The organism is Winogradskya consettensis (genome assembly GCF_018332715.1).
GTDB lineage: Bacteria > Actinomycetota > Actinomycetes > Mycobacteriales > Micromonosporaceae > Actinoplanes > Actinoplanes consettensis.
This window is the reverse complement of sequence record NZ_BOQP01000060.1, coordinates 1-22,943: the sequence shown is the minus strand read 5'-3', so window position 1 is coordinate 22,943 and position 22,943 is coordinate 1. Positions and strand designations below refer to the sequence as shown.

Annotated in this window: 19 protein-coding genes; 12 read left to right on the top strand and 7 right to left on the bottom strand. The window is 69.8% G+C overall.

Annotation, left to right across the window (positions count from 1 at the left end; translation table 11 throughout):
• Nucleotides 1-102: 102 nt before the first annotated feature.
• The 7 genes from pepN (at nt 103) to Aco04nite_RS44875 (ending at nt 7,147) form a co-directional block, all read left to right on the top strand.
• Entirely contained in the window at nt 103-2,619 is a 2,517-nt protein-coding gene (pepN, locus tag Aco04nite_RS44905) for an aminopeptidase N (protein ID WP_213003298.1), read from the top strand.
• Nucleotides 2,620-2,677: 58 nt separating this feature from the next.
• Nucleotides 2,678-4,120, top strand: a complete 1,443-nt coding sequence (locus Aco04nite_RS44900; RefSeq protein ID WP_213003297.1) for a PAS domain-containing hybrid sensor histidine kinase/response regulator — start codon at nt 2,678-2,680, stop codon at nt 4,118-4,120.
• 14 nt (nt 4,121-4,134) lie between these two features.
• Complete coding sequence (gene nadD, locus Aco04nite_RS44895; protein ID WP_213003296.1) at nt 4,135-4,725, top strand: nicotinate-nucleotide adenylyltransferase; 591 nt, start codon at nt 4,135-4,137, stop codon at nt 4,723-4,725.
• Nucleotides 4,726-4,812: 87 nt separating this feature from the next.
• Nucleotides 4,813-5,202: a ribosome silencing factor gene (gene rsfS, locus Aco04nite_RS44890; RefSeq protein WP_203841423.1), complete on the top strand. Its 390-nt coding sequence runs from the start codon at nt 4,813-4,815 to the stop codon at nt 5,200-5,202.
• On the top strand, nt 5,199-5,837 hold the full coding sequence (locus Aco04nite_RS44885) for a histidine phosphatase family protein (RefSeq protein ID WP_213003295.1): 639 nt from the start codon (nt 5,199-5,201) through the stop codon (nt 5,835-5,837). Before rsfS ends, Aco04nite_RS44885 begins: the two co-directional genes overlap by 4 nt.
• A 170-nt stretch (nt 5,838-6,007) precedes the next feature.
• The gene (locus Aco04nite_RS44880) at nt 6,008-6,274 is read left to right on the top strand and encodes a hypothetical protein (protein ID WP_213003294.1); all 267 of its coding nucleotides are present in this window, start codon (nt 6,008-6,010) and stop codon (nt 6,272-6,274) included.
• Between the two features lie 24 nt (nt 6,275-6,298).
• Complete coding sequence (locus Aco04nite_RS44875; protein WP_213003293.1) at nt 6,299-7,147, top strand: DegV family protein; 849 nt, start codon at nt 6,299-6,301, stop codon at nt 7,145-7,147.
• Here the strand turns inward: Aco04nite_RS44875 and Aco04nite_RS44870 are convergent.
• Both Aco04nite_RS44870 and Aco04nite_RS44865 read right to left on the bottom strand, forming a co-directional pair.
• Complete coding sequence (locus Aco04nite_RS44870) at nt 7,144-8,163, bottom strand: hypothetical protein (RefSeq protein WP_213003292.1); 1,020 nt, start codon at nt 8,161-8,163, stop codon at nt 7,144-7,146. The two genes, Aco04nite_RS44875 and Aco04nite_RS44870, sit on opposite strands and share 4 nt — an antisense overlap.
• A gap of 28 nt (nt 8,164-8,191) precedes the next feature.
• The gene (locus Aco04nite_RS44865; RefSeq protein ID WP_213003291.1) at nt 8,192-8,965 is read right to left on the bottom strand and encodes a putative protein N(5)-glutamine methyltransferase; all 774 of its coding nucleotides are present in this window, start codon (nt 8,963-8,965) and stop codon (nt 8,192-8,194) included.
• A gap of 81 nt (nt 8,966-9,046) precedes the next feature.
• Between Aco04nite_RS44865 and Aco04nite_RS44860 the strand changes: the two genes are divergently transcribed.
• Together Aco04nite_RS44860 and Aco04nite_RS44855 are read left to right on the top strand one after the other, a co-directional pair.
• Nucleotides 9,047-10,090 carry a ComEA family DNA-binding protein gene (locus Aco04nite_RS44860; protein ID WP_438875002.1) on the top strand — a complete coding sequence of 348 codons (1,044 nt, stop codon included), beginning with the start codon at nt 9,047-9,049 and terminating at the stop codon, nt 10,088-10,090.
• A complete protein-coding gene (locus Aco04nite_RS44855; protein WP_213003290.1) occupies nt 10,087-12,408 on the top strand; it encodes a ComEC/Rec2 family competence protein in 2,322 nt (773 codons plus the stop codon). The genes Aco04nite_RS44860 and Aco04nite_RS44855 overlap by 4 nt, the downstream gene beginning before the upstream one ends.
• A 621-nt stretch (nt 12,409-13,029) precedes the next feature.
• On the opposite strand, the gene Aco04nite_RS44850 is transcribed toward Aco04nite_RS44855, so the two are convergent.
• From Aco04nite_RS44850 to Aco04nite_RS44830, 5 genes are all read right to left on the bottom strand, one after another.
• Nucleotides 13,030-13,776, bottom strand: coding sequence for an SDR family oxidoreductase (locus Aco04nite_RS44850; protein ID WP_213003289.1), 747 nt, complete (start codon nt 13,774-13,776; stop codon nt 13,030-13,032).
• Between the two features lie 457 nt (nt 13,777-14,233).
• Nucleotides 14,234-16,033, bottom strand: coding sequence for a hypothetical protein (locus Aco04nite_RS50335; protein WP_438875001.1), 1,800 nt, complete (start codon nt 16,031-16,033; stop codon nt 14,234-14,236).
• Entirely contained in the window at nt 16,030-17,004 is a 975-nt protein-coding gene (gene holA, locus Aco04nite_RS44840) for a DNA polymerase III subunit delta (RefSeq protein ID WP_244876759.1), read from the bottom strand. Before holA ends, Aco04nite_RS50335 begins: the two co-directional genes overlap by 4 nt.
• Before the next feature lie 647 nt (nt 17,005-17,651).
• Nucleotides 17,652-17,918, bottom strand: a complete 267-nt coding sequence (gene rpsT / locus Aco04nite_RS44835; protein WP_203841413.1) for a 30S ribosomal protein S20 — start codon at nt 17,916-17,918, stop codon at nt 17,652-17,654.
• Between the two features lie 276 nt (nt 17,919-18,194).
• Entirely contained in the window at nt 18,195-19,079 is an 885-nt protein-coding gene (locus Aco04nite_RS44830; RefSeq protein WP_308161734.1) for a phosphotransferase family protein, read from the bottom strand.
• A 131-nt stretch (nt 19,080-19,210) separates the two neighbouring features.
• On the opposite strand from Aco04nite_RS44830, the gene Aco04nite_RS44825 reads away from it, so the two are divergent.
• From Aco04nite_RS44825 to lepA, 3 genes are all read left to right on the top strand, one after another.
• Nucleotides 19,211-19,744, top strand: a complete 534-nt coding sequence (locus Aco04nite_RS44825; RefSeq protein WP_213003286.1) for a DUF4240 domain-containing protein — start codon at nt 19,211-19,213, stop codon at nt 19,742-19,744.
• A gap of 88 nt (nt 19,745-19,832) precedes the next feature.
• Nucleotides 19,833-20,540 (top strand): MOSC domain-containing protein, encoded by a 708-nt coding sequence (locus Aco04nite_RS44820; RefSeq protein ID WP_213003285.1) that lies wholly within the window; start codon nt 19,833-19,835, stop codon nt 20,538-20,540.
• Nucleotides 20,541-20,634: 94 nt separating this feature from the next.
• Entirely contained in the window at nt 20,635-22,548 is a 1,914-nt protein-coding gene (gene lepA, locus Aco04nite_RS44815; protein ID WP_244876758.1) for a translation elongation factor 4, read from the top strand.
• Nucleotides 22,549-22,943 lie beyond the last annotated feature (395 nt).

Sequence of the window (22,943 nt, the reverse complement as noted above, 5' to 3'; positions counted from 1 at the left end):
TGTCGGCACCCGAGGGCACGGGATGAGCCATGATCACGAGTTTTTCGTCACCACCGGCGTCGCGGCGAGCCAGGACCGCAGGCGGCGGGCATGATGAGCGGCATGCCGAGCTTGACCCGCGCCGAGGCTACCGCCCGGGCCGCCACCGTCACCGTCACCGGGTACCGCATCGATCTCGACCTGACGGGCGCCGGAGACACATTCCGTTCCCGCACGGTGGTCAGTTTCGACGCCGAGCCGGGCGCTTCGACGTTCCTCGAGCTGGAGCCGGTCGAGCTGCTGTCAGCGACCCTGAACGGCGCGGCCGTCGACGCCTCCGCCCTCGCCGGCGAGCGGCTCACGCTCGAAGGCCTGGCGGCCGGCAACGAGCTCGTGGTCGAGGGCGTGATGCGCTACTCGCGCAGCGGCGAGGGCCTGCACCGTTTCGTCGACCCCGCCGACGGCCGGGTCTACCTCTACGCGCAGATGTTCCTCGACGGTGCCCGCCGGATCTTTCCGTGCTTCGACCAGCCGGACCTCAAGGCGCCCTTCACGCTCACCGTCACGGCGCCGGCCGACTGGATCGTGGCCGCGAACGGCGAGCTGGACGGCGAACCGGTGGACGGGGTGTGGCGGTTCCGCACCACCAAGCCGTTGTCGACGTACTTCGCCTCGCTGATCGCCGGGCCGTACCACGCGTGCACCGACGAGCACGACGGCATCCCGCTGGCGATCTACGCCCGGCAGGCCCTCGCGGAGCAGCTCGACGAGCAGTCCGCGGAGATCTTCACGATCACCAAGCAGTGCCTCGACCGCTACCACGAGATCTTCGACGTGCGGTACGCGTTCGGCCACTACGGTCAGGCCTTCGTCCCGGAGTTCAACTTCGGCGCGATGGAGAACCCGGGCATCGTGGTGTTTCGCGACGAGTACATCTTCCGGTCCGCGGTCACCGACGGTGAGCGTGAGCAGCGCGCGATGGTGATCGCGCACGAGATGGCCCACCAGTGGTTCGGTGACCTGGTGACCATGGCGTGGTGGGACGACCTCTGGCTCAACGAGTCGTTCGCCGAATATCTGGGCAGCCGGATCACCGCCGAGGCGACCGAGTTCACCGACGCGTGGACGACGTTCGCGATGCAGCGCAAGGCCTGGGGCATCCGCGCGGACCAGCGCCCGTCGACCCACCCGGTGGCACCCGACGATGTCTCGGACACCGCGCTCGCGCTGCTCAACTTCGACGGCATCTCGTACGCGAAGGGTGCGGCGGTGCTGCGGCAGCTCGTCGCGTACGTGGGGGACAAGGCGTTCCTGGCGGGGTTGAACGAGCATTTCGCCGCGCACGCGTACGCCAATGCCACGCTCGCCGATCTGCTCGAGGCGATCTCCCGGTCCAGCGGGCGCGATCTGTCGGCCTGGGCCGGCCTCTGGCTGCGCAGCGCCCAGGTCAACACCGTGCGCGCGGAGGTCGAGCGGGCCGAGGACGGCACCTATGCGCAGGTCACGCTCGTGCAGACCGCGCCGGACGACTACCCGACGCTGCGCCCGCACAAGCTCTTCGCCGGACTGTACGACCACGGCGCCGACGGGGTCGTGACACTGCGCAAGCGCGTCGAGGCCGAGCTGGACCCGGAGCGTGACGGCGGGCGTACGGTCCTGCCCGAGCTCGCCGGTGAACCCGTGGCGGACCTGCTGCTGGTCAACGACGGTGACCTGTCCTACGCCAAGATCCGGCTGGACGAGGCCTCCGCGGATGCCGTGCCGAGGATCCTGCCGCTGCTCGACGACTCCCTGGCCCGGGCCGTGCTGTGGAGCTCGACGCTCGATTCCGTGACCGACGGCGAGCGCCCGGTCGCCGAGCTGGTGACGCTGGTGCTGGCCGCGCTGCCCGTGGAGCGCGAGGTCGTGGTGATCGAGGACGTGCTGCGGACGACCCGCGACCTGGTCGACCGCTACCCGGCGCCGGAGACCCGGCCCGCCGCCCTCGAACTGCTCGCGCAGGCCTGTGACCGGCTGGTGGCCGCCGCCGAGGCGGGCAGCTCACGCCAGCTCGCGGGGGTGCGCGGCCTGGTCGGCGCGACGACCGACACCGCGCGGCTGCGTGGCTGGCTCGACGGCGACGCCGTCCCGCAGGGCGTGGCCGTCGACGACGATCTGCGCTGGCTGATCCTCTACCGCCTCGTGGTGCTCGGTGCGGCCGGCGCCGACGCCGACGCCGTTGAAGCTCAGTACGAAGCCGACCGGAGCGCCTTCGGTGAGCAGTGGGCCGCCCGGTGCCGTGCGGCGCTGCCCGACGCTGATGCCAAGGCTCGGGCCTGGGATTACCTGATCAACGATCCGGATGCCTCGAACCGGTTGCTGGAGGCGACGGCGCAGGGCTTCTGGCAGCCGGAACAGCTTGCTGTCGTCAGCCCGTACGCCGAGCGGTACTTCACCGATGTGCCGCAGATGCTGGCACGGCGGGGCGGGATGAGTGGGGAGCGGGTGGCTGTCATGGCGTACCCGTCGGTGGTGGTGGCGGCGGAGACCCGGCGCCTCGCCGCGGAGCTGATGGCCTCGCGGGACATCTCGTCGATCATGCATCGGGTGGTGACGGACGGCGATGACGACGTCCGGCGTGCCCTGCTCGCCCGGGGATAACCGGAATCCTCCTTTCCGCCCCCGCGCAGGCCTTAGCCTCGTGATACGGGGGTGAGCGGTGGAATGGTCCGAGGGACTGTCCAAGGGTCTGCTGTCCGCCGTCCAGGATGCGGTGCTGGTCCTGGACGCGGGGCGGATCGTGCTGGTCAACGATCAGGCGCAGGAGACCTTCGGCCGCGGCCGGATCGAACTCCTGGGACTGGCGGCGGACCTGCTGTTCATCGACGGCTTCCGGGCGGGCGCGATCGCGCTGGGCAGGCGCCGCGACGGCAGCGAGTTCCCCGCCGAGGTGTCACTGTCCGTGGTCGACTCGCGGACGATCCTGGTAATCCGGGACGTCACCGAGCGCCATGACCTGCGGGCCGAGGCAGCCAGTCAGCGGCATCGCCGGCTGGAGGCGCTGGGTCAGCTCGCCGGCGGGGTGGCCCACGACTTCAACAACCTGCTCGGGGTGATCGTCAACTATGCCAACTTCGTGATCGAGGAGGCGGAGTCGCCGACGCCGGACCTGGCCGCGGTGGCGTCGGACGCCCGGCAGGTGCTGAAGGCGGGGGAGCGGGGCACCACCCTCACCCATCAGCTGCTCAAATTCGCGCGCCGGGAGGTCGTACGCCCCGAGGTCGTCGATCTCAACGGGGCCGTGACCGGCGCTGTCGGCCAGTTGACGCTGGGTGATGAGATCGAGCTGACCGTCCGGCCCGCGTCGCCGCTGCCGTCGATCACCATCGACCCGGGGCAGATCGAGCAGGTGCTGATCAGCCTGGCCGACAACGCGCGAATCGCGATGCCTTCGGGCGGCAACCTGGTCATCGACACGGCAGCTGTGCACCTGGGCGTGGGCGAGCACCCTGAGCTGGCTCCCGGCGAATACGTCCGGCTGCGGGTGTGCGACTCCGGCCGGGGGATGACGCCGGACGTGATCGAGCGGGCGTTCGAGCCGTTCTTCACCACCAAGCCCAATCACGAGGCGACCGGGCTGGGGCTGGCCACCGTCTACGGGATCGTCAGCCAGGCGGGTGGCAGCGTCAGCCTCGTCTCCTCACCGGGGGTGGGCACCACGGTCACCGTACTGTTGCCCGCCTGCTCGTCGCCCGTCGCTTCACCGTCCGCTTCTCCTGCCGACGTCGACGGCCGGGGGGAGACCCTGCTGGTGGTCGAGGACGAGGCGGCGCTGCGGGACGTGGCCGGGCGGATCCTTTCCGGCGCCGGTTACCGGGTGCTCGCCGCGGACGACGGCCCGATGGCTCTGGAGCTCGCGGCACTGCACGAAGGCGCCATCGACCTGCTGCTCAGTGATGTGGTGATGCCGGGGATGCTCGGCAACGAGCTGGCCGAGCGGCTGGTCGACGCCCGCCCGGACACCCGCGTGCTCTACATGTCCGGGTACGCCCAGCCGGTGCTTGCCTCACAGGGAACGCTCGACCCCGGCGTGGCGCTGCTGGAGAAGCCGTTCACCGCCGAGGGCCTGCTCAGCGCCGTCCGCAAGCGGCTCGACGGTTGATCTAGTATTCGTCGATGCGTGAGCGGCGACGGATCGGGATCATGGGCGGCACGTTCGACCCGATCCACCACGGTCACCTGGTGGCGGCCAGCGAGGTGCAGAGCCGCTTCGACCTGGACGAGGTCGTCTTCGTCCCGACCGGGCAGCCCTATCAGAAGGGCGGCGCGGTCAGCCCGCCCGAGGACCGGTATCTCATGACGGTCATCGCGACGGCGTCGAACCCGCGGTTCCACGTGAGCCGTGCCGACATCGACCGGGACGGACCGACGTACACGATCGACACCCTGCGTGACTTCAACGCGCTCTACGGGCCCGAGGTCGAGCTGTACTTCATCACCGGCGCCGACGCGCTCGCCAAGATCCTGTCGTGGAAGGACGCGCTGGAGATGCTCTCGCTGGCGCACTTCGTCGGCGTGACCCGGCCGGGTTTCGAGCTCTCCGACGAGCATCTGCCGGACCACACCGCCACGCTGGTGGAGGTCCCCGCCATGGCGATCTCGTCCAGTGCGTGCCGGGCAAGGGTGGTCCAGGGGGAGCCCGTCTGGTACCTCGTGCCCGATGGTGTGGTGCAGTACATCGCGAAGCGCGAACTTTATCGTGAGTAATGTGCCCTTTGTGGTGAATCACGCCTGAGGGATTGTCGGCCCCGTGTGAGAGGCTTGTACCTCTGTAAACCGAACGAGGGGAGACCGGTGCCCGTCACCGAACGCGCCCGCGAGCTCGCGCTGACTGCGGCGCAGGCAGCCGCGGACAAGAAGGCGCAGGACATCGTCATCATCGATGTCGGCGAGCAGCTCTACATCACCGACGCCTTCGTCATCGCCTCGGCCTCCAACGAGCGCCAGGTGATCGCGATCGTCGACGCGATCGAGGAGGCCCTGCTCAACCTCCCCGAGAAGGTCAAGCCGGTCCGCCGCGAGGGCGAACGGCAGGGCCGCTGGGTGCTGCTCGACTTCATCGACATCGTGGTGCACGTCCAGCACACCGAGGAGCGCGAGTTCTACGCGCTCGACCGGCTGTGGAAGGACTGCCCCACGGTGGAGTTCGTCGACCGCGACATGGTCGACGCCGAAACCGCATGACCACGACGCGCCTGATCGTCTGGCGGCACGGCAACACGGACTGGAACGCGGGACACCGCGTCCAGGGCCAGACCGACGTGCCGCTCAACGATCTCGGCCGTCAGCAGGCCGTCGACGCGGCGGAGCTGCTCGTGCGGCTGCGCCCCGACGTGCTCGTCTCCAGCGACCTGGTCCGCGCCTCCGACACGGCCGCAGCGCTCGCCGCGCTGACTGGTCTGTCGCCGAGCTACGACAAACGGCTGCGGGAGCGGTACTTCGGGCAGTGGCAGGGCCTCACCATGGCCGAGGTCGCCGAGCAGCGCCCTGACGAGCACGCCCGCTGGACCGCCGGTGCCGACGTCATCGGCGGTGACGTCGAGACGCTCGATGACCTGGGCGAGCGCGTCGCCGACGGGCTCCAGGCAGCTGCCGATCTGGTGCCGGCCGGGGGCACGGTCGTCGTGGCCACCCATGGCGCCGCGGCCCGCTCGGGTGTCGGGCACCTGCTGGGCTGGCCGCGCGAGCAGTTGCGGAGCCTGCGGGCGCTGCAGAATTGCCACTGGGTCGAGCTGAGCCACGACGGGTCGCGGGGGTGGCAGCTGGCGGCGTACAACGTCGGGCCGTTCTCCGAACGTCCCGTTCCACCGCCGGTTTAATCCTGTCCATGGGAACCGGATCCATGGCCGGTAGCGTCTGAGGGACCATGACCTTGCGACGACTTGCCTTGACTGCCGCCGTTGCGCTCACTTGCCTTGCCGGGTGTGCCAACGGCGGGCAAAGCGGCTCTCCGGCCCCCGCTGCTCCCAGCGCTATCGAGGTGTCCAGCGTGCCCGCTCCTTCCGATTCCTCGGCTCCTTCCGCCTCCTCGGTTCCTTCCGCCGGTGACATCACGATCTCCGGGACCATTGATGCCGGGGTCGAGCCCGGCTGCATCCTGCTCGACAAGCATCTGCTGATCATCAAGGACGACGCGCAGAAGTCGATCGCCACGGCGGGGGCAACGGTCACGGTGACCGGGCACACCGTGAAGGGCATGATGACGACCTGCATGCAGGGAACGCCGTTCCTCGTCACCTCGATCCAGGTAAGTTAGCCCCGCATCGGTTACGGTGCCCGCATGCCCGTCGCGGTTGTCACCGACTCCACCGCGTACCTGCCACCGGAGCTGCACGGGACGTACGATCTCACCGTCGTCCCGCTGACCGTCGTCATCAACGGTGACGAAGGGCTCGAGGGGGACGAGATCTCCCCGGCCGAGGTGGCGCGTGCGCTGGGTGCACGGCGTGCCGCCGTCAGCACGTCACGGCCGGCGCCGGAGCAGTTCGTCACGGCGTACCGGAAGCTGCTCTCCTCCGGCGCTGACGGCATCGTGTCGGTGCACCTGTCCGCCAAGCTGTCCGGCACGTATGAGGCCGCGCAGCTGGCGGCGACCGAGGTCGGCGCGCAGGTCCAGGTCGTGGACAGCAAAACCACGGGCATGGGGCTGGGCTTTGCGGCGCTGGCTGCGGCCACGGCGGCGGGTCAAGGTTCAGATCTGTCCGGTGTACGCGATCAGGCGGCTGATCATGCGAGCCGGGTGTCGACGCTCTTCTACGTGGACACCCTCGAATTCCTGCGTCGCGGGGGACGGATCGGTGCCGCGTCCGCGCTGCTCGGGACCGCGCTGGCCGTCAAACCGATCCTGCACATGGTGGACGGGGCGATCGTCGTGCGCGACAAGGTGCGGACGGCGGGGCGGGCGCTCGCGCGGCTGGTGGATCTGACGGTCGAGGCCTCCGGGAGCGGGGAGGTCGACATCGCCGTCCATCATCTCGAGGCCGCCGATCGGGCGGGGGCGCTGGCCGACGCCGTGGCGATGCGGCTGGGGGACCGGCTGCGGGACTGCTACATCACCGAGATCGGGGCTGTGGTGGCCGCTCACGTCGGTCCTGGGGCGGCCGGGGTGGTTGTTCACCGGCGGACCTAGTTCTGGGGCCAGGTTTCCGCTCGCCAGCGTTCGGGGTTGAGGCCCTGCGGGGTGAGGTGGGGTTCGAGGTCCTCCCAGGCGGTGATCGTCTCGCCGTACTGGATCTCGTCGGCCCTGGGGAGCAGGGTGGGTTCGTTCCTGGGCCAGACGGCTCTGGTGCGGCCGTCGTCGGTGATCAGGAGCTCGGCGGCGTTGTCGATTTGCTGGGCTTGACGGGCGTACTCTTTGGCAGCTAGGACGGCTTCCGCGCGCTTTATCCTGGCTTTGCAATTTTCCTGATGATACGGCTGCGTCTTCCGGTCTTTGCCCGATATGTAAGGTGCGGGGCTGATGGCGCGGGGTGAGGCCAGGTAGATCATCTCGGCGCGGGCGAAGAGCTCGGGCAGGTGATCGCTGTCCTCGGCGGTGACCAGCAGCAACCCACGCTCGGGAGCGAATGCGACCGGGTTGCCGCCGACCTGACCGGCCAGCGCTGCCAGCCAGCCGTCCAGCAGCAGGTGCGAGGTCCAGTAGGAGTCGCCGTCGTCCACGAACTGCACGACGACCGGTTCCTCGGCGACGCCGACCAGCTTGGCGCCCGAGAGATTGCCACGGGCGGCGGCGAAGATCTCGTCGTCGGTCACGCCCCAGCCGTGCGTCGCGTTCACGTAGGTCATCGTGTCGGGCTGGTCGACCACCACGAACTCGGCCAGGAACGGGAACGCGGGACGGCAGAGGGGCGCCAGGACATCGGCCGTGGTGGTAGCGCCGCGCAGGACCGGGCGCAACAGGGGGCGGGCCTCGGCCCAGGTCGCCGGGAGACCCTTGGCGCGGACCAGGCCGGTGACAAAACGGTCCACGTGGCCCTTCCGGACCTCCTCCAGGCGCAGGACGTTCGGCTGGTCGTCGCCGGGGCGCGTGAAACGGACCGTGAAAGAGGCGGAGTGATATCGGGCGTCCCGCATGCCGGCGCGGCGCAGGCGCTTGATGACCTGACTGGCCAGGCGCGCCCGAGCGGCTCTGCGGAACAGGCCCATCGGTCTCCTCTGTTTCGAGCCGCTGACTTTATCGGTTCAGCGCGGTGGCTGTCACGACCGTGGCTTCGAGATCTTCGTCGATGTGGATCGCGGGGTGCAGGGCTGTTGCGCGTACCACATCAGTCGCGGTGCTGATCTGAGCCTCGGTGATCTCGGAGAGCAGGATTCCCCCCGGGGCCAGCCACGTTTTGGCCTCTTTCAGAACTGCACGGAACACGTCGAGCCCGTCGTCGCCGCCGTCCAGCGCCTCGCGGGGTTCATGGTCGCGGGCCTCGGCGGGCAGGAACGGGATGTGCCTGGTCGCGACGTAGGGGACGTTGGCGATCAGCACGTTGACACCGCCTTTCAGGTGGGCGGGCAGGGCTGCGAAAAGGTCACCCTGGAAGACGTTCTCCGGGCCGATGTTGTCCTTGGCGCAGGCCACAGCGGTGGGGTCGCTGTCCGCGGCATAGAGCGCCATTCCGGGTACGCGCCGGTGTACCGCCTTGCCCAGCGCTCCGGAGCCGCAGCAGAGGTCGACGACCACAGTGTTGTTCGTGGCGTTCTCGGCTGCTATCCGGACCAGGAGCTCGCTGCGTACGCGGGGGACGAATACGCCGGGGCGGAGGTGGATCTTCTCGCCGCAGAAGATGGCATATCCGACCACCTGTTCGAGGGGTTCGCCCTGGGCCCTCCGTTCGACCAGTTCTTCCAGCTTCTCGGGGGTGGGTGCGGCCCCGGTCAGCATCGCGGCCTCTTCCTCCGCGAAGACGCAGCCGGCCGATCTGAGCCTCAGGACTACCTGCTCCAGCACGGATTCCATGTCGCCCCCGGTTATCCACAACGCGCGTCCATCCACAGGCACCCGAGCGGGTGCCGGTCCGAGAACCCTACGGTCGGCGGCGTGAGTGAGGCGAACACCCCCGAAGAACTCGTCCAGAGCCGGCTCGACTCGATCCTGTCCCGCCCGGCCAAACCCCCTCCTGCCTCCCCCTGGGCCTCTCCTCCCGGCGCTCCGGCCGCTGTTCTCCCCGTTGTGCCGGCGCCGCTGCCGTCTTTGCCGGCGCCGCTGCCGCTGCCGGCGCCGCTGCCGGTGGCGGCTTCTCCCTCGGTGGGTGGTGGGGGGCCGCTCAACTGGGCTGATGTGGTGCCCGGGTGGTCGGAGGCGATTCCCGGATGGCCGCATGATGCCCACGGCTGGCCGGACGACGTCACCCTGCCCGACCCGCCGTCGGCCGCCGACCTGCCACCGCTCGCGGAAGACCTCGCCCATCGTCCGGCGTGGACCGCCGCGGACACCCCACTGCGTGACGAGTCGCCGCCGTCGCCTGCCCCTTCCCGGCTGAACCTCTTCGATCCCGGGAGCCGTGGCGTGCGGGCCCTCGCCGCCGTCGCTGTCTCAGTGGTCCTCATCGCGGCGGTCCTCGCCTGGCATTCCCGTCCCCAGGTCGACCCCGTGCCGCCACCGCTCGCGCTCCCCGGGTCCCTCGTCGTTACGTCGGTGGCTGCGGCATCGGCGCCGGTGGTCGTGGTCGCGGTGGCGGGCAAGGTTCGTAAGCCGGGTGTGGTGAACCTCGCCCCCGGAGCCCGGGTGGCCGACGCCCTCCAGGCGGCAGGCGGCGCCCAGCCCGGAGTCGACGTGGCTCCGCTCAACCTGGCCCGCAAGGTGATCGACGGCGAGCTCATCATGGTCGGCGCCAGCCTGCCCCCGGGTGTTCCCGCCCCCGGCCCCGCCGGTGCTCCCGCCCCCGCCGGTGGCCTGGTGAATCTCAACACCGCGACCCTGGCGGATCTCGACACGCTCCCCGGCGTGGGGCAGGTGCTGGCTCAGCGGATCCTCGCCGCCCGCGACGCGCAGGGCGGTTTCAAGGCGGTGAGCGATCTGCAGAAGGTGGACGGCATCGGCACGGCCCGCTACGAGCAGCTGAAAGACCTGGTGACGGTGTGACGCCCGACCTCCGTCTCGCCGGTTTCGCCGTCTCCCTCTGGCTCACCGCCCTGGCCGGCCTCTATCTGTCCGCGCGGACCGGGCTGATCCTCGGAGTCACCTTCCTCGTGGTCGCCGGGCTGTCCACGCGCGTCGCACGTCTCGGCGTCTCTCGCTGGATCGTCCTGTCGCTGCTGCTCGGCGCGGCATGCGGGGCCGTCGCGACCGCCGCGCGGGTTCACGCACGCGAGGCCGCGCCGCTGGCCGGCCTCGTCAACGCGGGTGCCGCCGTCCGGGTCGAGCTCACGGTCCGCGACGATCCCCGGGCACTGGACGGCTCACCGGGGCTGCCGCCCACCTACCTGATCCCCGTCGACCTGACGGCGGTTCATCCGCCGGACGGCCCCTCGTTCCGCCTCGCCGCGCGAGGCCTGGTGCTGGGCTCCGACCCCGGATGGCGGCCACTGCTGCCGGGCCAGCGGGTGACGGCGACCGGGCGGCTGCAGGCCCCGCGCGGCGGCGATCTCACCGCGGCCGTGCTGTCCGTGAAGGACCCGCCCCTGCTGCACGGCCGGTCGTCGTGGTCGCAGCGTGCGGCCGGAGTGCTGAGAACGGGTCTGCAGCGTGCCTGCGCGCCGCTGCCCGACGACGTCGGTGGTCTGCTCCCCGGCCTGGTCGTGGGCGACACGAGCCGGATGGACCAGGCACTCGACGACGACTTCCGCGCGACCGGGATGACTCACCTGACGGCGGTCAGCGGGGCCAACGTCGCGATCATCTGTGGCGTCGTGCTCTACCTCGTGCGGTGGACCCGGGCCGGCCCCGTCGTCATCGCGCTGGTCTGCGCCGTGGCACTCATCGGGTTCGTCATCCTCGCAAGACCGTCACCGAGCGTCGTGCGTGCCGCGGCCATGGGAGCGATCGGGCTCCTCGGTCTCGCCGTGGGCCGCGCCCGTGCCGCCGTGCCCGCGCTCGCCGCCGGGGTGGCCGTGCTGATCGTGATCGACCCGGAACTCGCCGGCGACATCGGGTTCGCGCTGTCGGCCCTGGCCACCGGCGGTCTGCTGCTGCTCGCCCCCAAATGGCGGGACGCCCTGACCAGCCGGGGCTGGCCCGCGTGGGCCGCCGAGGCACTCGCCGTCCCCGCCGCAGCCCAGGTCGCCTGCGGTCCGGTCGTCGCCGGGATCTCCGCCGGCATCAGCCTCGTCGCCGTGCCCGCAAACCTGCTGGTCGTCCCCGCGATCGCACCCGCCACCCTGCTCGGCGTCAGCGCCGCGGTCCTGTCACCCCTCTGGCCCGCAGGCGCCGAGTTCGCCGCGTGGTGCGGTCAGTGGCCCACCCGCTGGCTCGTCCTCGTCGCCACGCACGGCGCCCGGCTGCCCGCAGGGGCACTGCCCTGGCCCGGTGGCATCCCCGGGGCGCTGCTGCTCGCGATGCTCACCGTCGCCTCGCTGGTGGCCACCAGACGGCCCGCGGTGCGGCGCCTCGTGGCCGTCGTCGCGGTGAGCGCGATGCTGGGCGCGCTGCCCGTGCGCCTGATGGCCGCGGGCTGGCCGCCACCGCACTGGCTCGTGGTCACCTGCGCCGTGGGACAGGGCGACGCGATCGTCCTGCCCGCCGGCGAGGGCCGGGCAGTGGTGGTCGACGCCGGACCGGACGCCACGCTGGTCGACCACTGCCTGCGGCGGCTTGGCGTACGACAGGTGGCGCTCTTCGTTGTCAGCCACTTCCACGTCGACCACATCGGCGGGGTCGAAGGGGTTTTCCGCGGGCGTACCGTCGCGGGAGTGGCCACCCCCGACTGGCCGGACCCACCCGCGGGCCGCGCCTCCGTCGCCGCCCAGGCCGCCAGGTCACGAGCCCCCATGGCAGCTGTCGGCCCAGGCTGGCGATACACGATCGGCGACCTCGAACTCACCGTCCTCGGCCCCCTCGAACCCCTGCACGGCACCAACTCCGACCCGAACAACAACTCGCTCGTCCTGCTCGCCCGGGTCGGCGGGCACACCGTTCTGCTACCCGGCGACGCTGAAACCGAGGAACAACAGGAACTCCTCAACCACCTCGGCCCCCAAGCCGTCCACGCGGACGTCCTCAAGGTTTCCCACCACGGCTCGCCGTACCAACTGCCCGCCTTCGTCGATGCCGTCGACCCGGCTGTCGCCCTGGTGTCGGTCGGGCTGGACAACGATTACGGGCATCCGAACGGGGCTCTGCTCGACCGGATCAGTCGCGGGGGCGCGCGGGTCCTGCGCACGGACAAGGAAGGCGACCTGGCCGCGGTCCGCACCCCAACCGGCCTCGCCGTCGTCACCCGCGGCGACCCACCGCCACCCTGACCCAGGTCAGCTGAGCGGCCCTGAACAGACACTCGGCCCAGCTCCGCCTAATTGCCTGCCCTCCTCGCTTGCCCTCCTCGCTTGCCCTCCTCGCTTGTCCTCCCCGCTTGCCCGGCCCGGCCCGGCCCGCTTGCCCCGCCCGGCCCGCTTGCCCCGCCCGGCCCGCTTGCCCGGCCCGCTTGCCCGGCCCGCTTGCCCGGCCCGGCCCGCTTGCCCGGCCCGGCCCGCTTGCCCGGCCCGGGCCGCTTGCGCTGCACTGCCCTGCCGGGCCCGGTCCGGCCCGGCCCGGTCCGGCCCGGTCCGGCTCGCCTGCTCGGGTCGGTCGCCTGTCAGGGTTGGCTTCGAACTTGCTCGGCTTCGACTGCCTAGCTGGGCTCCGGCCGTGCGCTGTCTGGCCTCATCCTGTCTTGTTCCGCACGGCTCGGTCCTGTCCCGTCTCGTGCGGGTCGGTCTCACTCTGTCCCGCGCTGCTCGGGCTGGTCCCGTCGTGTCCAGTCCTGCGCGGCTCGGTGGAGGCCTGACTTTGATGGGCTGGTTGCTCGTGACGGGAGTCTGAGGCGTCGCGCGGTGCATGGCGGGAGTCTGAGGCGTTGCGCCGTGTTCTGCGGGAGTGGCGTTGGGTCAGTTGGTCGCGTCGGAGGGGGCGGCCAGCCATTCGTCGAAGGTTGCTGTGCCGCGGGGGCCCGGGGCGGTGGGTAGTAGACCTCCGGTGCTCATGGGGCCGGGGAGCCAGAGGGGCAGGACCGGGCGGCGGCGGGCGCCCCCCGCGGCGATGAGGCGGCGGGTCATGGTCACCATGGATTCGACCTGGGGGCCTGCCAGTTCCGGGGCCATGCCCTGGGGCGTCTGCTCGGCGGCCAGGTCGACGAGGGCTCGGGCCACCTCGCGTACGGCGATGGGCTGGGTTTTCATGGTGGGCACCAGGGCGACCGGGCCGGGAAGGCCGCTGAGCAGCTGGCCCGCGAATTCGTGGAACTGTGTCGCGCGCAGGATGGTCCACGGGACACGGCCCTCGCGGACGATCTCCTCTTGGCGGATCTTGCCGGCGTAGTAAGGGTTCTTGACCACCTCGACGCCCACGATCGACAGGCTGACGAGGTGCCGAATGCCGGCCCGGTCGGCCGCGCCGGCCAGATTGCGACCCGCCTTGTCGAAGAAGGCAACCGCCACGTCGCGTTTCATCGTGCTGACATTGCTCACGTCGATCACCGCGTCGGCACCGGTCAGCGCCGCATCAAGCCCGGCCCCGGTCACCAGGTCCACGCCCTCCGCCCGAGCCAGCGTGATCGGCTCATGCCCTGCCGCCCTCAGCGCCCGCACTACGTGCCGCCCGGTGAGTCCCGTGCCGCCCGCAACCGCGATCTTCATCGTCCGCTCCTCTCAATGGATACGGGAGAGGGACGAACGGCCGTCCAAGAACGTGACGGACCGCCGGGGGTGACCTGGGTCATGAGGATAGCCAGGCACTGAGCCGGTCCATGTCCAGCCAGCTCATTTCCGCGGGCCGCGAAGGCGTCGAGCCCGGAGCAACGGAGGTGCACGCGGGCCGGGATCGCGGACATCCGGGATCAACTGAGCTCAGAGGGGCGCTCCCATGCCGGCAGACATATCAGCTGTGCTTGGAGGAGCGCTCGCATGCCAGCAAGCGATCAGCTGTGTTAGGGAAGCGCTCGTATGCCGACACGATCGGCTGCGCTCAGGGGAATTCGCGTGCCGGAACATGATCGGCTGTGCTTAGGGAGGCGCACGTATGCCGGCACCTGATCGGCTGCGCTGCGGGGATATTCGCGAGCTGGCGCCGGCGTGATCAGCTGTTCTGGGTTGCTTACTCGTAGCGGCGTGCTGCTGACTGGCGAGCTCGCTGGTGGTCGTCTAGCTGGTCGGCCCATTGGCGTGCTGGGGTGGTCCCGTTGATGGTTACGGCTTCCGCGCTCCAGGTGATTGGGTCTCCACCTGCGGCAGGGCTGGATTTGCCCGAGCCTTCGGCCGGGGAGTCGCCACGCCCGCTTGAATCGGTATCTACGCCCGGCTTGCGATCCTGCGATCCTGCGTTCGCGTCTCTGTTGCTCCCGCCGGATGACCCAGACGCGCCGGATGACCCGGATGACCCGGATGACCTAGAAGAGCTGGAGGACCCGGACGACCGGGAGCTGGAGGACTTGGAGGAGCCGGGCGACTCGGCGGAGGTGGGGGAGTCGGAAGAGCTTGGGGCGCTGGGCCAACCGGTGGCGATGGGGCCGCCGGCGTCTAGGGAGGAGCCGGGGCCGAAGGGGGAGGCGGGGCCGGGTGTCCCTTGTTCTTTGTCGTCGGGCTGGGTTGTGCGGCCGCTTGTCAGTTGGCGGGGCAAGGTGGTCAGGGTTGGTTCGGGCCCGAGGGGTGGGACCTTGCGTTGGGTGGGTTCGGTGGATCTGGTCGCGGAGGATCCTCGTTTTGCCGCCCGGCGGGCTGAGCGGCCCTGCTTGGACCAGCTTCGGGCGGGGGCGTCCTGGTTTGCTTCGCGGGTGGGTAAACCCCAGCCCCAGCTTCGGGGAGGCGTTGTCTCGCCGTCGGTCGGCGCCTCGGATTGTCCCTGGTCGGCGTCGGTGTCGGTGGTGCCGGCCGACGCTGATCGGTAGTTCGCGCCGAAGTCGGTGATCGGGCCTGAACCGGTTTTCGATGCCGGGTCGCTGGTCGGCCCGCCTGGATTGCGCTGGTCGCGCTCGGGCCCCGAGCGATGTTCCGCGGCGCGTTCGATGGCGGAGCTTGATCCGTAGCCCGCGGCGCGTTCGGTGGCGGAGCTCGACCCGTAGCCCGCAGCAGGCTCGGTGGCCGAGCTCGACCCGTAGCCCGCGGCGCGTTCGGTGCCTGAGCTCGACCCGTAGCCGACAGCCAGCTCGACGCCCGAGCTCGATCCGGAGCTGGGAGTTGGCTCGCCGCTCGGGGTTGAGCCGTAGCTCGTGGTGGACTCGATGGCTGCGGGGGGCTGGTCCGAGCGTGGGTGGAGGCGGACGGTGGGGCCGTCTTCCGGGGTGGGTGGGGTGGCCATTCGGGACAGCGCCGTGGCGGATAGACGGACTGTTTCTTCCGCTGGTGTGGTGTCGGTTACCGAGGTTGCGGACAGGTCGATCACCGAGGTGACGGCGGCAGAGGGGTAGGCGGTGGCGGTGCGGGGGGCGGGGTCGCGGAATCCGGCGGGGCCCGCGTTGGTGCTGCGGGCTCCGGGCGCGCTGAATTCGGGGGTGCTGATTTCGGGTTTGCTGATTTCCGGGGTGCTGATTTTCGGCTCGCGGGAGTGGGACTCGCGGGCGTGGGGGTTGCGGGACGTTGCGGGGGTGGGGGCGCGGTGGGGGGAGGAGGTCAGCGCGGCGGTGGCAGGGGTGGGGATGGTGGGGCGGGTGGTGAGGGCGCCGGCGACGATGTCGTTGAGCTTGACCATGGCGGCGACCGTGAGGGGTAGGACCACGACGCCCCACCAGCTGACCAGCTCGGCGAGGGCCAGGAGGATGCCGAGGGCCACCGCGCCTTCCAGGAAGACGAAGCAGAGGAAGCCGCTGGGGGCCAGGTACTGCAGGCCGAGGAGGCGGGCGTAGAGGGGTTGCTGGCTGACTTCTTCGCGGGAGAGGCCGGCGCGGCGGGAACGGGTCATCGGGATCCTCCCGCGTGGCGGGCCCGGGCCACGGCGAAGACCGCGACTTCCAGGGCGTAGCCGCGGTCCTCGGCGCCGCCCTTGACCGCGGCGTTGCAGTCGGCTGCGGCGCGCATGGCGTCGACGAGGCCTTCGGGGCTCCAGCCTCGGCTGCGTTCCTGTGCCTTCTGGATCTTCCACGCGGGCATGCCCAGTGAGCTGGCCATCTGGTAGGGGTTGCCGCGGCCGGCGGAGGCGACGCGGGCGACCGTGCGCACGCCGTCGGCGAGTGCGTCAGCGATCGGCACCGGATCGACACCGACGTGCAGGGCCCAGCGCAGGGCCTCGAGGGCTGCGGGGACGTCACCGATCATCGCCGCGTCGGCCACCGCGAAGCCGCTGACCTCGGCGCGGCCCTTGTAGTAACGAGCCACCACCTCGGCGCTCATCTTGCCGTCGGTGTCGGCGAGCAGCTGGGAGCAGGCTGCGGCGATCTCGCGCAGATCGGTGCCGACGGCTTGGATCAGCGCGGACGCCGTGGCCTCGTCGCATCTGCCGCCGTTGCGCCGGAACTCGTCACGGACGAACGCGATGCGCTCCCGCTCACCCTTCAGCTTCGCGGCGGGCACCACGGTCGCCCCGGCGCTCTTGAGGCCGTCGGCGAACGCCTTGCCCTTGGCCCCGCCCAGGTGGGTGACGATCAAGGTCACTTCAGGATCGGGATTCTTCGCGTACGCCAGGAGCGCCGCGACGAGATCCTTACGCGCATCCTGCCCCGCGCGGATCACGAGCACCCGCTGACCGCCGAACAGCGAGGGGCTCAGCATCTCGGCGACCTCGCCGGGGGAGAGCTGGCCGGCCTCATACTCCCGCACGTCGGCCCCGGGGTCGGCCGCACGCGCGGCGTCAACCGTCGTGGTGACGGCCCGGGCGGCGAGCAATTCCTCGTCACCTTGGACGAGGACCAACGGGGCGGGCGGGGCGCTGTTCACGGTCAAAATCTTTGCACGTGGGTCCGACACTTCCCGAAGGCTCACTCCTACGCGCAGCTCTCTGATCATGGAATGCGAAACCAGACATATCGGCCGACTGGTATGTCGGCTCGGTGGCAAAACCGCTCGATCAGGCTGGATGTCTGAATTGAGGACCCGGAGTGATCCGACGCACATCACGACCGATCGTCCGGGGTCGAATCGCATGGACGGCCTAATTCGGGCGTGTCGCTCCCGCCGCAACGTCCGGCTTCGATCTACGGAACCCATCGCATAGTGCGGATCGGGCGCCCAAGGGGGCTCAAATAGCCGGGAAGGCAAGCGGCTCTTCGGTGGGGCGGGGGTGTGAGCCTGGATGGCCCACAGGCCGGCGGCACGGACGGCTGGTGCCGGGCGGGGCATCAGGGTGGCCTGTCAGCGACTCGTGATGGTCCGCCTGGTCCCGGGACCGGTTGATGCCGGACTGCGGGGTGGAAACGACTCAGGCATCGCTGGACCTGGGTCCGGCGATGCCTGGAGTGCGTTGATCCTGCTGCCGAGTGATCAGCACGCAGAGACGCACGAGTGCGGCCGCCTTGCTCAGACGGCTCCTCGCGGCGGCTCGGGACGCTTGGGCGCGTCGGCGCCGCGAGCGAGCCCTGCGATGATCAGGCCGACAGGGCGGCGATCTTCTTGGCGATGGCCGACTTGCGGTTGGCCGCCTGGTTCTTGTGGATGACACCCTTGCTGACGGCCTTGTCGAGCTGGCGCGAGGCGTCACGCAGGAGCGCGGTGGCCGACTCGGTGTTGCCCGCGTCGCCCGCCTCGTGCAGCTTGCGGATCACGGTCTTCAGAGACGACTTGACCGACTTGTTGCGCAGCCGGGCCTTCTCGTTCTGGCGGTTGCGCTTGATCTGGGACTTGATGTTCGCCACGCGACAGCCTTGTCCTGACTAGTTCGGATGATTCGAAGAATCATGTACTGGCTACTACTGAACAACTGGTCTTACGAAGTAACTGATCTTGCTGTGTAGCTGATCTTGCCGTGTAACTGACAAACCGAGTAACTGATCTTGCGGTGTAACTGACAAACCGAGTAACTGGGCGAGTGGCAGCACGCATGAACGCGTCACCACACGCGACGTACCAATGTATCAGGCTCCTCTCACGCCGCCCAAATCGAGCGCCCGCAGCACGCGCGAAACGGCAGCTCAGGACCACCCTCGGCGATCGGCCAGCCAGGCCAGGGCCTGCCGGCCGCTGAATCTCTGGTGCTGCCGGCTGTGCGGTGAGGCGCTGCTCGGGCCGCCTGCCGCGCGGGTGAGCCAGTAGCCGCCCATCGCGGCGAGGGCGCCGTCGATCCCCTCCGGCGGGGCGTTCCACGGCTCCAGGAGGCGGTCCGTGTCGAGGCCGCTGGCGTACGCCGTGATGAGCAGTGTCACCGTGTCGAACCACGGCTGTCCCGTGGCCGGCCAGGTCCAGTCGCACAGCCACGCCTGCCCGTACCCATCGATGAGGGTGTTGTCTATTCGCAGGTCGCCGTGGAGCATTCCCGGGCCTTTGACCAGGTCGGGGAGGCGTTGTTCGAGTGCTGCGAGGGTTTCGAGCCGGGCCGGGACCCAGGGCGGTGACGGTGGGAGTGGTGTCCGCCCCGCGAAGATCTCGGACCAGTGGGAGAGCTCCGTGCGTACGAGATGATCCAGAGGGGGAAGTCGCAGGTCTCGCGGTGGGTTCTGCAGTGCCGTGGCGGACCGGTGCCAGGCGTTGAGGGTTGCTCGGAGGTCCTCGGGTTTCCAGGGCAGGGCGGGGATCCGGCCGTCGATCGCGTCCAGGCAGAGAACGAAGTAGCCCTCGGTCACGAGCGTCCAGCGGGGACGTGGGGCGCGTACCTCGATCGGCAGTGCGGATGTGATGGTCGCCTCACGGGCGTACGCGTCGGAATTCGGATCGTGAAGTGGGGCTGCCTTCAGGAAGGCCCGCTCGCCCGTCGCGGTCTCGACGACGCTCGCGAAAGCCCTGGTGAAACCCCCGCCCGCGGTGGTTGCGGCAGCGACGGGAGACCCCAGCCGATCATCGATCGCGGCCCGAAGGGGCAAGGGCAGATCAGACCAATGCGGCCGTACGCTCGTAGCGCCGTACGCGATCTCGGGAAGTGACACGGGACGCATGCGTCCATCCTGCTCTCGGGATCCCCGATTTTGTCGTACCCGGCTGGCAGGCTGTGCGCATGAGAACGGACGACTTCTGGGCGGTCATCGACCGGGCGACTGCCGACCGGCCGGGTTCGCCCGGTGAGGTGGCCAGCCGCGCCATCGCGGAGCTTGCCACCCGCGAACCCGACGAGATCGTGGCCTGGGGCCGCCATCTCGACAAAGTCATGGGCGCCTCCGGCAAGGAGGACCTCTGGGCCGCCGCCTACCTGATCAACGGCGGCTGTTCCGAAGACGGATTCGACCACTTCCGCGGCTGGCTCGTCGCCAACGGCCGCGAGGTTCTGGCCCGTGCCGTCCGCGAGCCCGACTCCCTGGCCGATCTTCCGTCGGTCCGTGCCGCCGCCACGACGGGCGCGGTGTTCGAGGCCGAAGAGGTGCTCGGCATCGCGGGAGAGGCATATCGACAGGCCACCGACCAGGAGATGCCGCCGAGCGACGCGCCACCGGGGCGGCCCGATGCCGCGATGCTCTGGGACTTCGACGATGAGGAGGAGATGCAGAAGCGGTTGCCGAGGCTCTCCTCCCTCTTCCTGGAGCCGCCGGACTGACATCTCCGTGGCCGGGATCTCGGTGGCCGGGATCTCCGTTGCTGGTATCTCCGTTGCCGGCGGGCCCGGGCCTCGGGAGGATCGGGCTATGAGTGCTGTGCTGCAGGGCGGTGTCGCGGCTGTGAGCTGCAACGACGTGTATTCGTTCAGCAAACCGAACCGGGAGCGGATCGTGCTGGTGCCGGGGCTGGGAGTGCTGGGTGACATCCATGCGGGGGTGACCGTCCGGCACCGGTCGCGGGTCGCCGCCGATCCTTCGCAGCCCAATCTCCGGCAGGTGCACCTCATCCAGTCCGAATTGTTCGGGGAGGTCGGCGCCAAGGGTTATGAGGTGCCGGACGGCGGGCTCGGGGAGAACGTGACGACCGTGGGGCTCGACCTGCTCGGGTTGCCGTGCGGGACGGTGCTGCGGTTCGGCTTGAATGCCCCCGTGCGCCAGACCGTGGAGCCCGGCAGTGCCCTGGACGTTCTTGCTGCGGCCCGGCGTGCGGTGCTGGATGACGAGATTGCCGACACCGTGGCGGTGATGGGAGAGGCGATCACTGCCGAGCTCGAGCGGAGTGACGGGGACGCGCGGCCAGCGGTGGTCATCACCGGGCTCCGGAATCCGTGTGCGCAGATCAACCGGTTCCGGCCAGGGCTGCTCAAGGAGGTTCTCGGGCGCGATGAGCAGGGTGGGGTCGTGCGGAAGGCGGGTGTCATGGCGGTTGTGCTCCGCGGTGGGGAGATCAGGCCCGGAGATGTCGTTGTCGCCGAGGTTCCGGCCCGGCCGCACCGGGCGTTGACGAAGGTGTGAGAGGTGGGCCGGGGTCGCTGATCGGGTCTCATCGGGCCGGGGCGGCGCGACGTGGGACCATGGAGTGGTCGGTCTCCCTTGACCGGCCCCTTGAATGTCGGACCTGACCACTGCTTCAGAACGGACGAACGTGCCTGGACCGCTCGACCCCGGCGTGAACATCATCGGAGCGACCGATCCGCGTCGCATCCGGAACTTCTGCATCATTGCCCACATCGACCACGGCAAGTCGACCCTGGCCGACCGGATGTTGCAGATCACCGGCGTGGTCGATCCGCGGCAGATGCGCGCGCAGTACCTCGACCGTATGGACATCGAGCGCGAGCGCGGGATCACGATCAAGAGCCAGGCCGTGCGGATGCCCTGGGTGATCCGTAACGGCGACAAGCAGGGCGAGACCGCCGTGCTCAACATGATCGATACCCCCGGTCACGTCGACTTCACCTACGAGGTGTCGCGCAGCCTCGCCGCCTGTGAGGGCGCGGTCCTGCTCGTCGACGCCGCGCAGGGCATCGAGGCGCAGACCCTGGCCAACCTGTACCTGGCCATGGAGAACGACCTGCGGATCATCCCGGTCCTCAACAAGATCGACCTGCCGGCCGCGCAGCCCGAGAAGTACGCCGAGGAGCTCGCCAAGCTCATCGGGTGCGAGCCGAGCGACGTTCTCAAGGTCTCCGGCAAGACCGGCGAGGGCGTCGAGCACCTGCTCGACGAGATCGTCCGGGAGTTCGTGGCGCCCGTCGGCGACGCCGACGCCCCGGCCCGCGCGATGATCTTCGACTCCGTGTACGACGTCTATCGCGGCGTCGTCACGTACGTCCGGGTGATCGACGGCCGGATCGAGGCCCGCGACAAGATCAAGATGATGTCCACCGGGGCCGTGCACGAGCTGCTCGAGATCGGTGTCGTCTCGCCCGAGATGGAGAAAGCCGGCGCGCTGGGCGTCGGCGAGGTCGGCTACATGATCACCGGCGTGAAGGACGTGCGCCAGTCCCGGGTCGGCGACACCGTCACCGGTCACAACCGACCGGCCAAGGAAGCCCTCGGCGGCTACAAGGACCCGCGGCCGATGGTCTACTCCGGCCTCTACCCGATCGACGGCTCGGACTACCCGGCGCTGCGTGACGCGCTCGACAAGCTCAAGCTCAACGACGCCGCCCTGGTCTACGAGCCCGAGACCTCCACCGCGCTCGGCTTCGGCTTCCGCTGCGGCTTCCTCGGCCTGCTCCACCTGGAGATCATCTCCGAGCGCCTCGAACGCGAGTTCAACCTCGACCTGATCTCCACCGCGCCCAACGTGATCTACCAGGTGATCACCGAGGACATGAAAGAGTCCACGGTCACCAACCCCAGCGAATTCCCCGAAGGCAAGATCGCCGAGATCCGGGAACCCACCGTACGAGCCACCGTGCTGGTCCCCAACGAATTCGTGGGCGCCGTCATGGAACTGTGCCAAAGCCGCCGCGGCACCATGCTCGGCATGGAGTACCTCTCCTCCGAGCGGGTCGAACTGCGCTACACGCTCCCCCTCGGCGAGATCATCTACGACTTCTTCGACCAGCTGAAGAGCAAAACCAAGGGGTACGCCTCCCTCGACTACGAACCCTCCGGCGAGCAGGCCGCCGACCTCGTCAAGGTCGACATCCTCCTCCACGGCGAACCGGTCGACGCCTTCAGCGCGATCGTTCACAAGGACAAGGCCTACAACTACGGCGTCTCCATGGCCGGCAAGCTGCAAAAGCTGATCCCCCGCCAGCAGTACGAGGTCCCCATCCAGGCCGCGATCGGCAGCCGCATCATCGCCCGCGAAACAATCCGCGCCATCCGCAAGGACGTCCTCGCCAAGTGCTACGGCGGCGACATCAGCCGCAAGCGCAAACTCCTGGAGAAGCAGAAGGAAGGCAAGAAGCGCATGAAGATGGTGGGCCGCGTCGAGGTCCCCCAGGAAGCCTTCATCGCCGCACTGTCGACCTCGGACTCCCCGGACCCGAAGGCGGCCAAGAAGTAACGTCCACCCGTACCGCGCTGAGCGCGGTGGGGCGGGTAGCGCAGCAGGATTTGGCGGGGTGGGGCCGGTGAGGCTCTGCCCCGCTTTGCTGTGCCCGGGGAAGGGGCTGGCGGGGTGAGTGGCGGCTGGGACGGTTGCTCGGACGGGCGTTGGCCCTGGCGGGCGTTGGCCCTGGAGCGGGCGGTGGCCTGGCGCTGTGGGGCTCTGGGGGATATAGCCGGCCGGATGGGGTTGGACTTGGTCGCAAGGTGGCTCGGTCGGGGGCGGTGCGGGGGTGCGGATGGTTCACGTCTTCGGATGGCTCGGACCGGCGACTGGCCACCGAACTCGCTGCCATGACGGCGCCAACCGATCTCGTCGGGTGTCATCGCCGGGCGGTCTGGGTGGGGTGCGGT

What these genes read in the sequence shown, in the direction of transcription:
- Aco04nite_RS44820 (WP_213003285.1), top strand. Translation starts at nt 19,833, where the DNA reads ATGAGTGCTGTGCTGCAGGGCGGTGTCGCGGCTGTGAGCTGCAACGAC.
- Aco04nite_RS44850 (WP_213003289.1), bottom strand. Translation starts at nt 13,776, where the DNA reads ATGAAGATCGCGGTTGCGGGCGGCACGGGACTCACCGGGCGGCACGTA.
- Aco04nite_RS50335 (WP_438875001.1), bottom strand. Translation starts at nt 16,033, where the DNA reads ATGACCCGTTCCCGCCGCGCCGGCCTCTCCCGCGAAGAAGTCAGCCAG.
- Aco04nite_RS44875 (WP_213003293.1), top strand. Translation starts at nt 6,299, where the DNA reads ATGCCCGTCGCGGTTGTCACCGACTCCACCGCGTACCTGCCACCGGAG.
- lepA (WP_244876758.1), top strand. Translation starts at nt 20,635, where the DNA reads ATGTCGGACCTGACCACTGCTTCAGAACGGACGAACGTGCCTGGACCG.
- pepN (WP_213003298.1), top strand. Translation starts at nt 103, where the DNA reads ATGCCGAGCTTGACCCGCGCCGAGGCTACCGCCCGGGCCGCCACCGTC.
- Aco04nite_RS44865 (WP_213003291.1), bottom strand. Translation starts at nt 8,965, where the DNA reads ATGGAATCCGTGCTGGAGCAGGTAGTCCTGAGGCTCAGATCGGCCGGC.
- Aco04nite_RS44885 (WP_213003295.1), top strand. Translation starts at nt 5,199, where the DNA reads ATGACCACGACGCGCCTGATCGTCTGGCGGCACGGCAACACGGACTGG.
- nadD (WP_213003296.1), top strand. Translation starts at nt 4,135, where the DNA reads ATGCGTGAGCGGCGACGGATCGGGATCATGGGCGGCACGTTCGACCCG.
- Aco04nite_RS44825 (WP_213003286.1), top strand. Translation starts at nt 19,211, where the DNA reads ATGAGAACGGACGACTTCTGGGCGGTCATCGACCGGGCGACTGCCGAC.
- Aco04nite_RS44870 (WP_213003292.1), bottom strand. Translation starts at nt 8,163, where the DNA reads ATGGGCCTGTTCCGCAGAGCCGCTCGGGCGCGCCTGGCCAGTCAGGTC.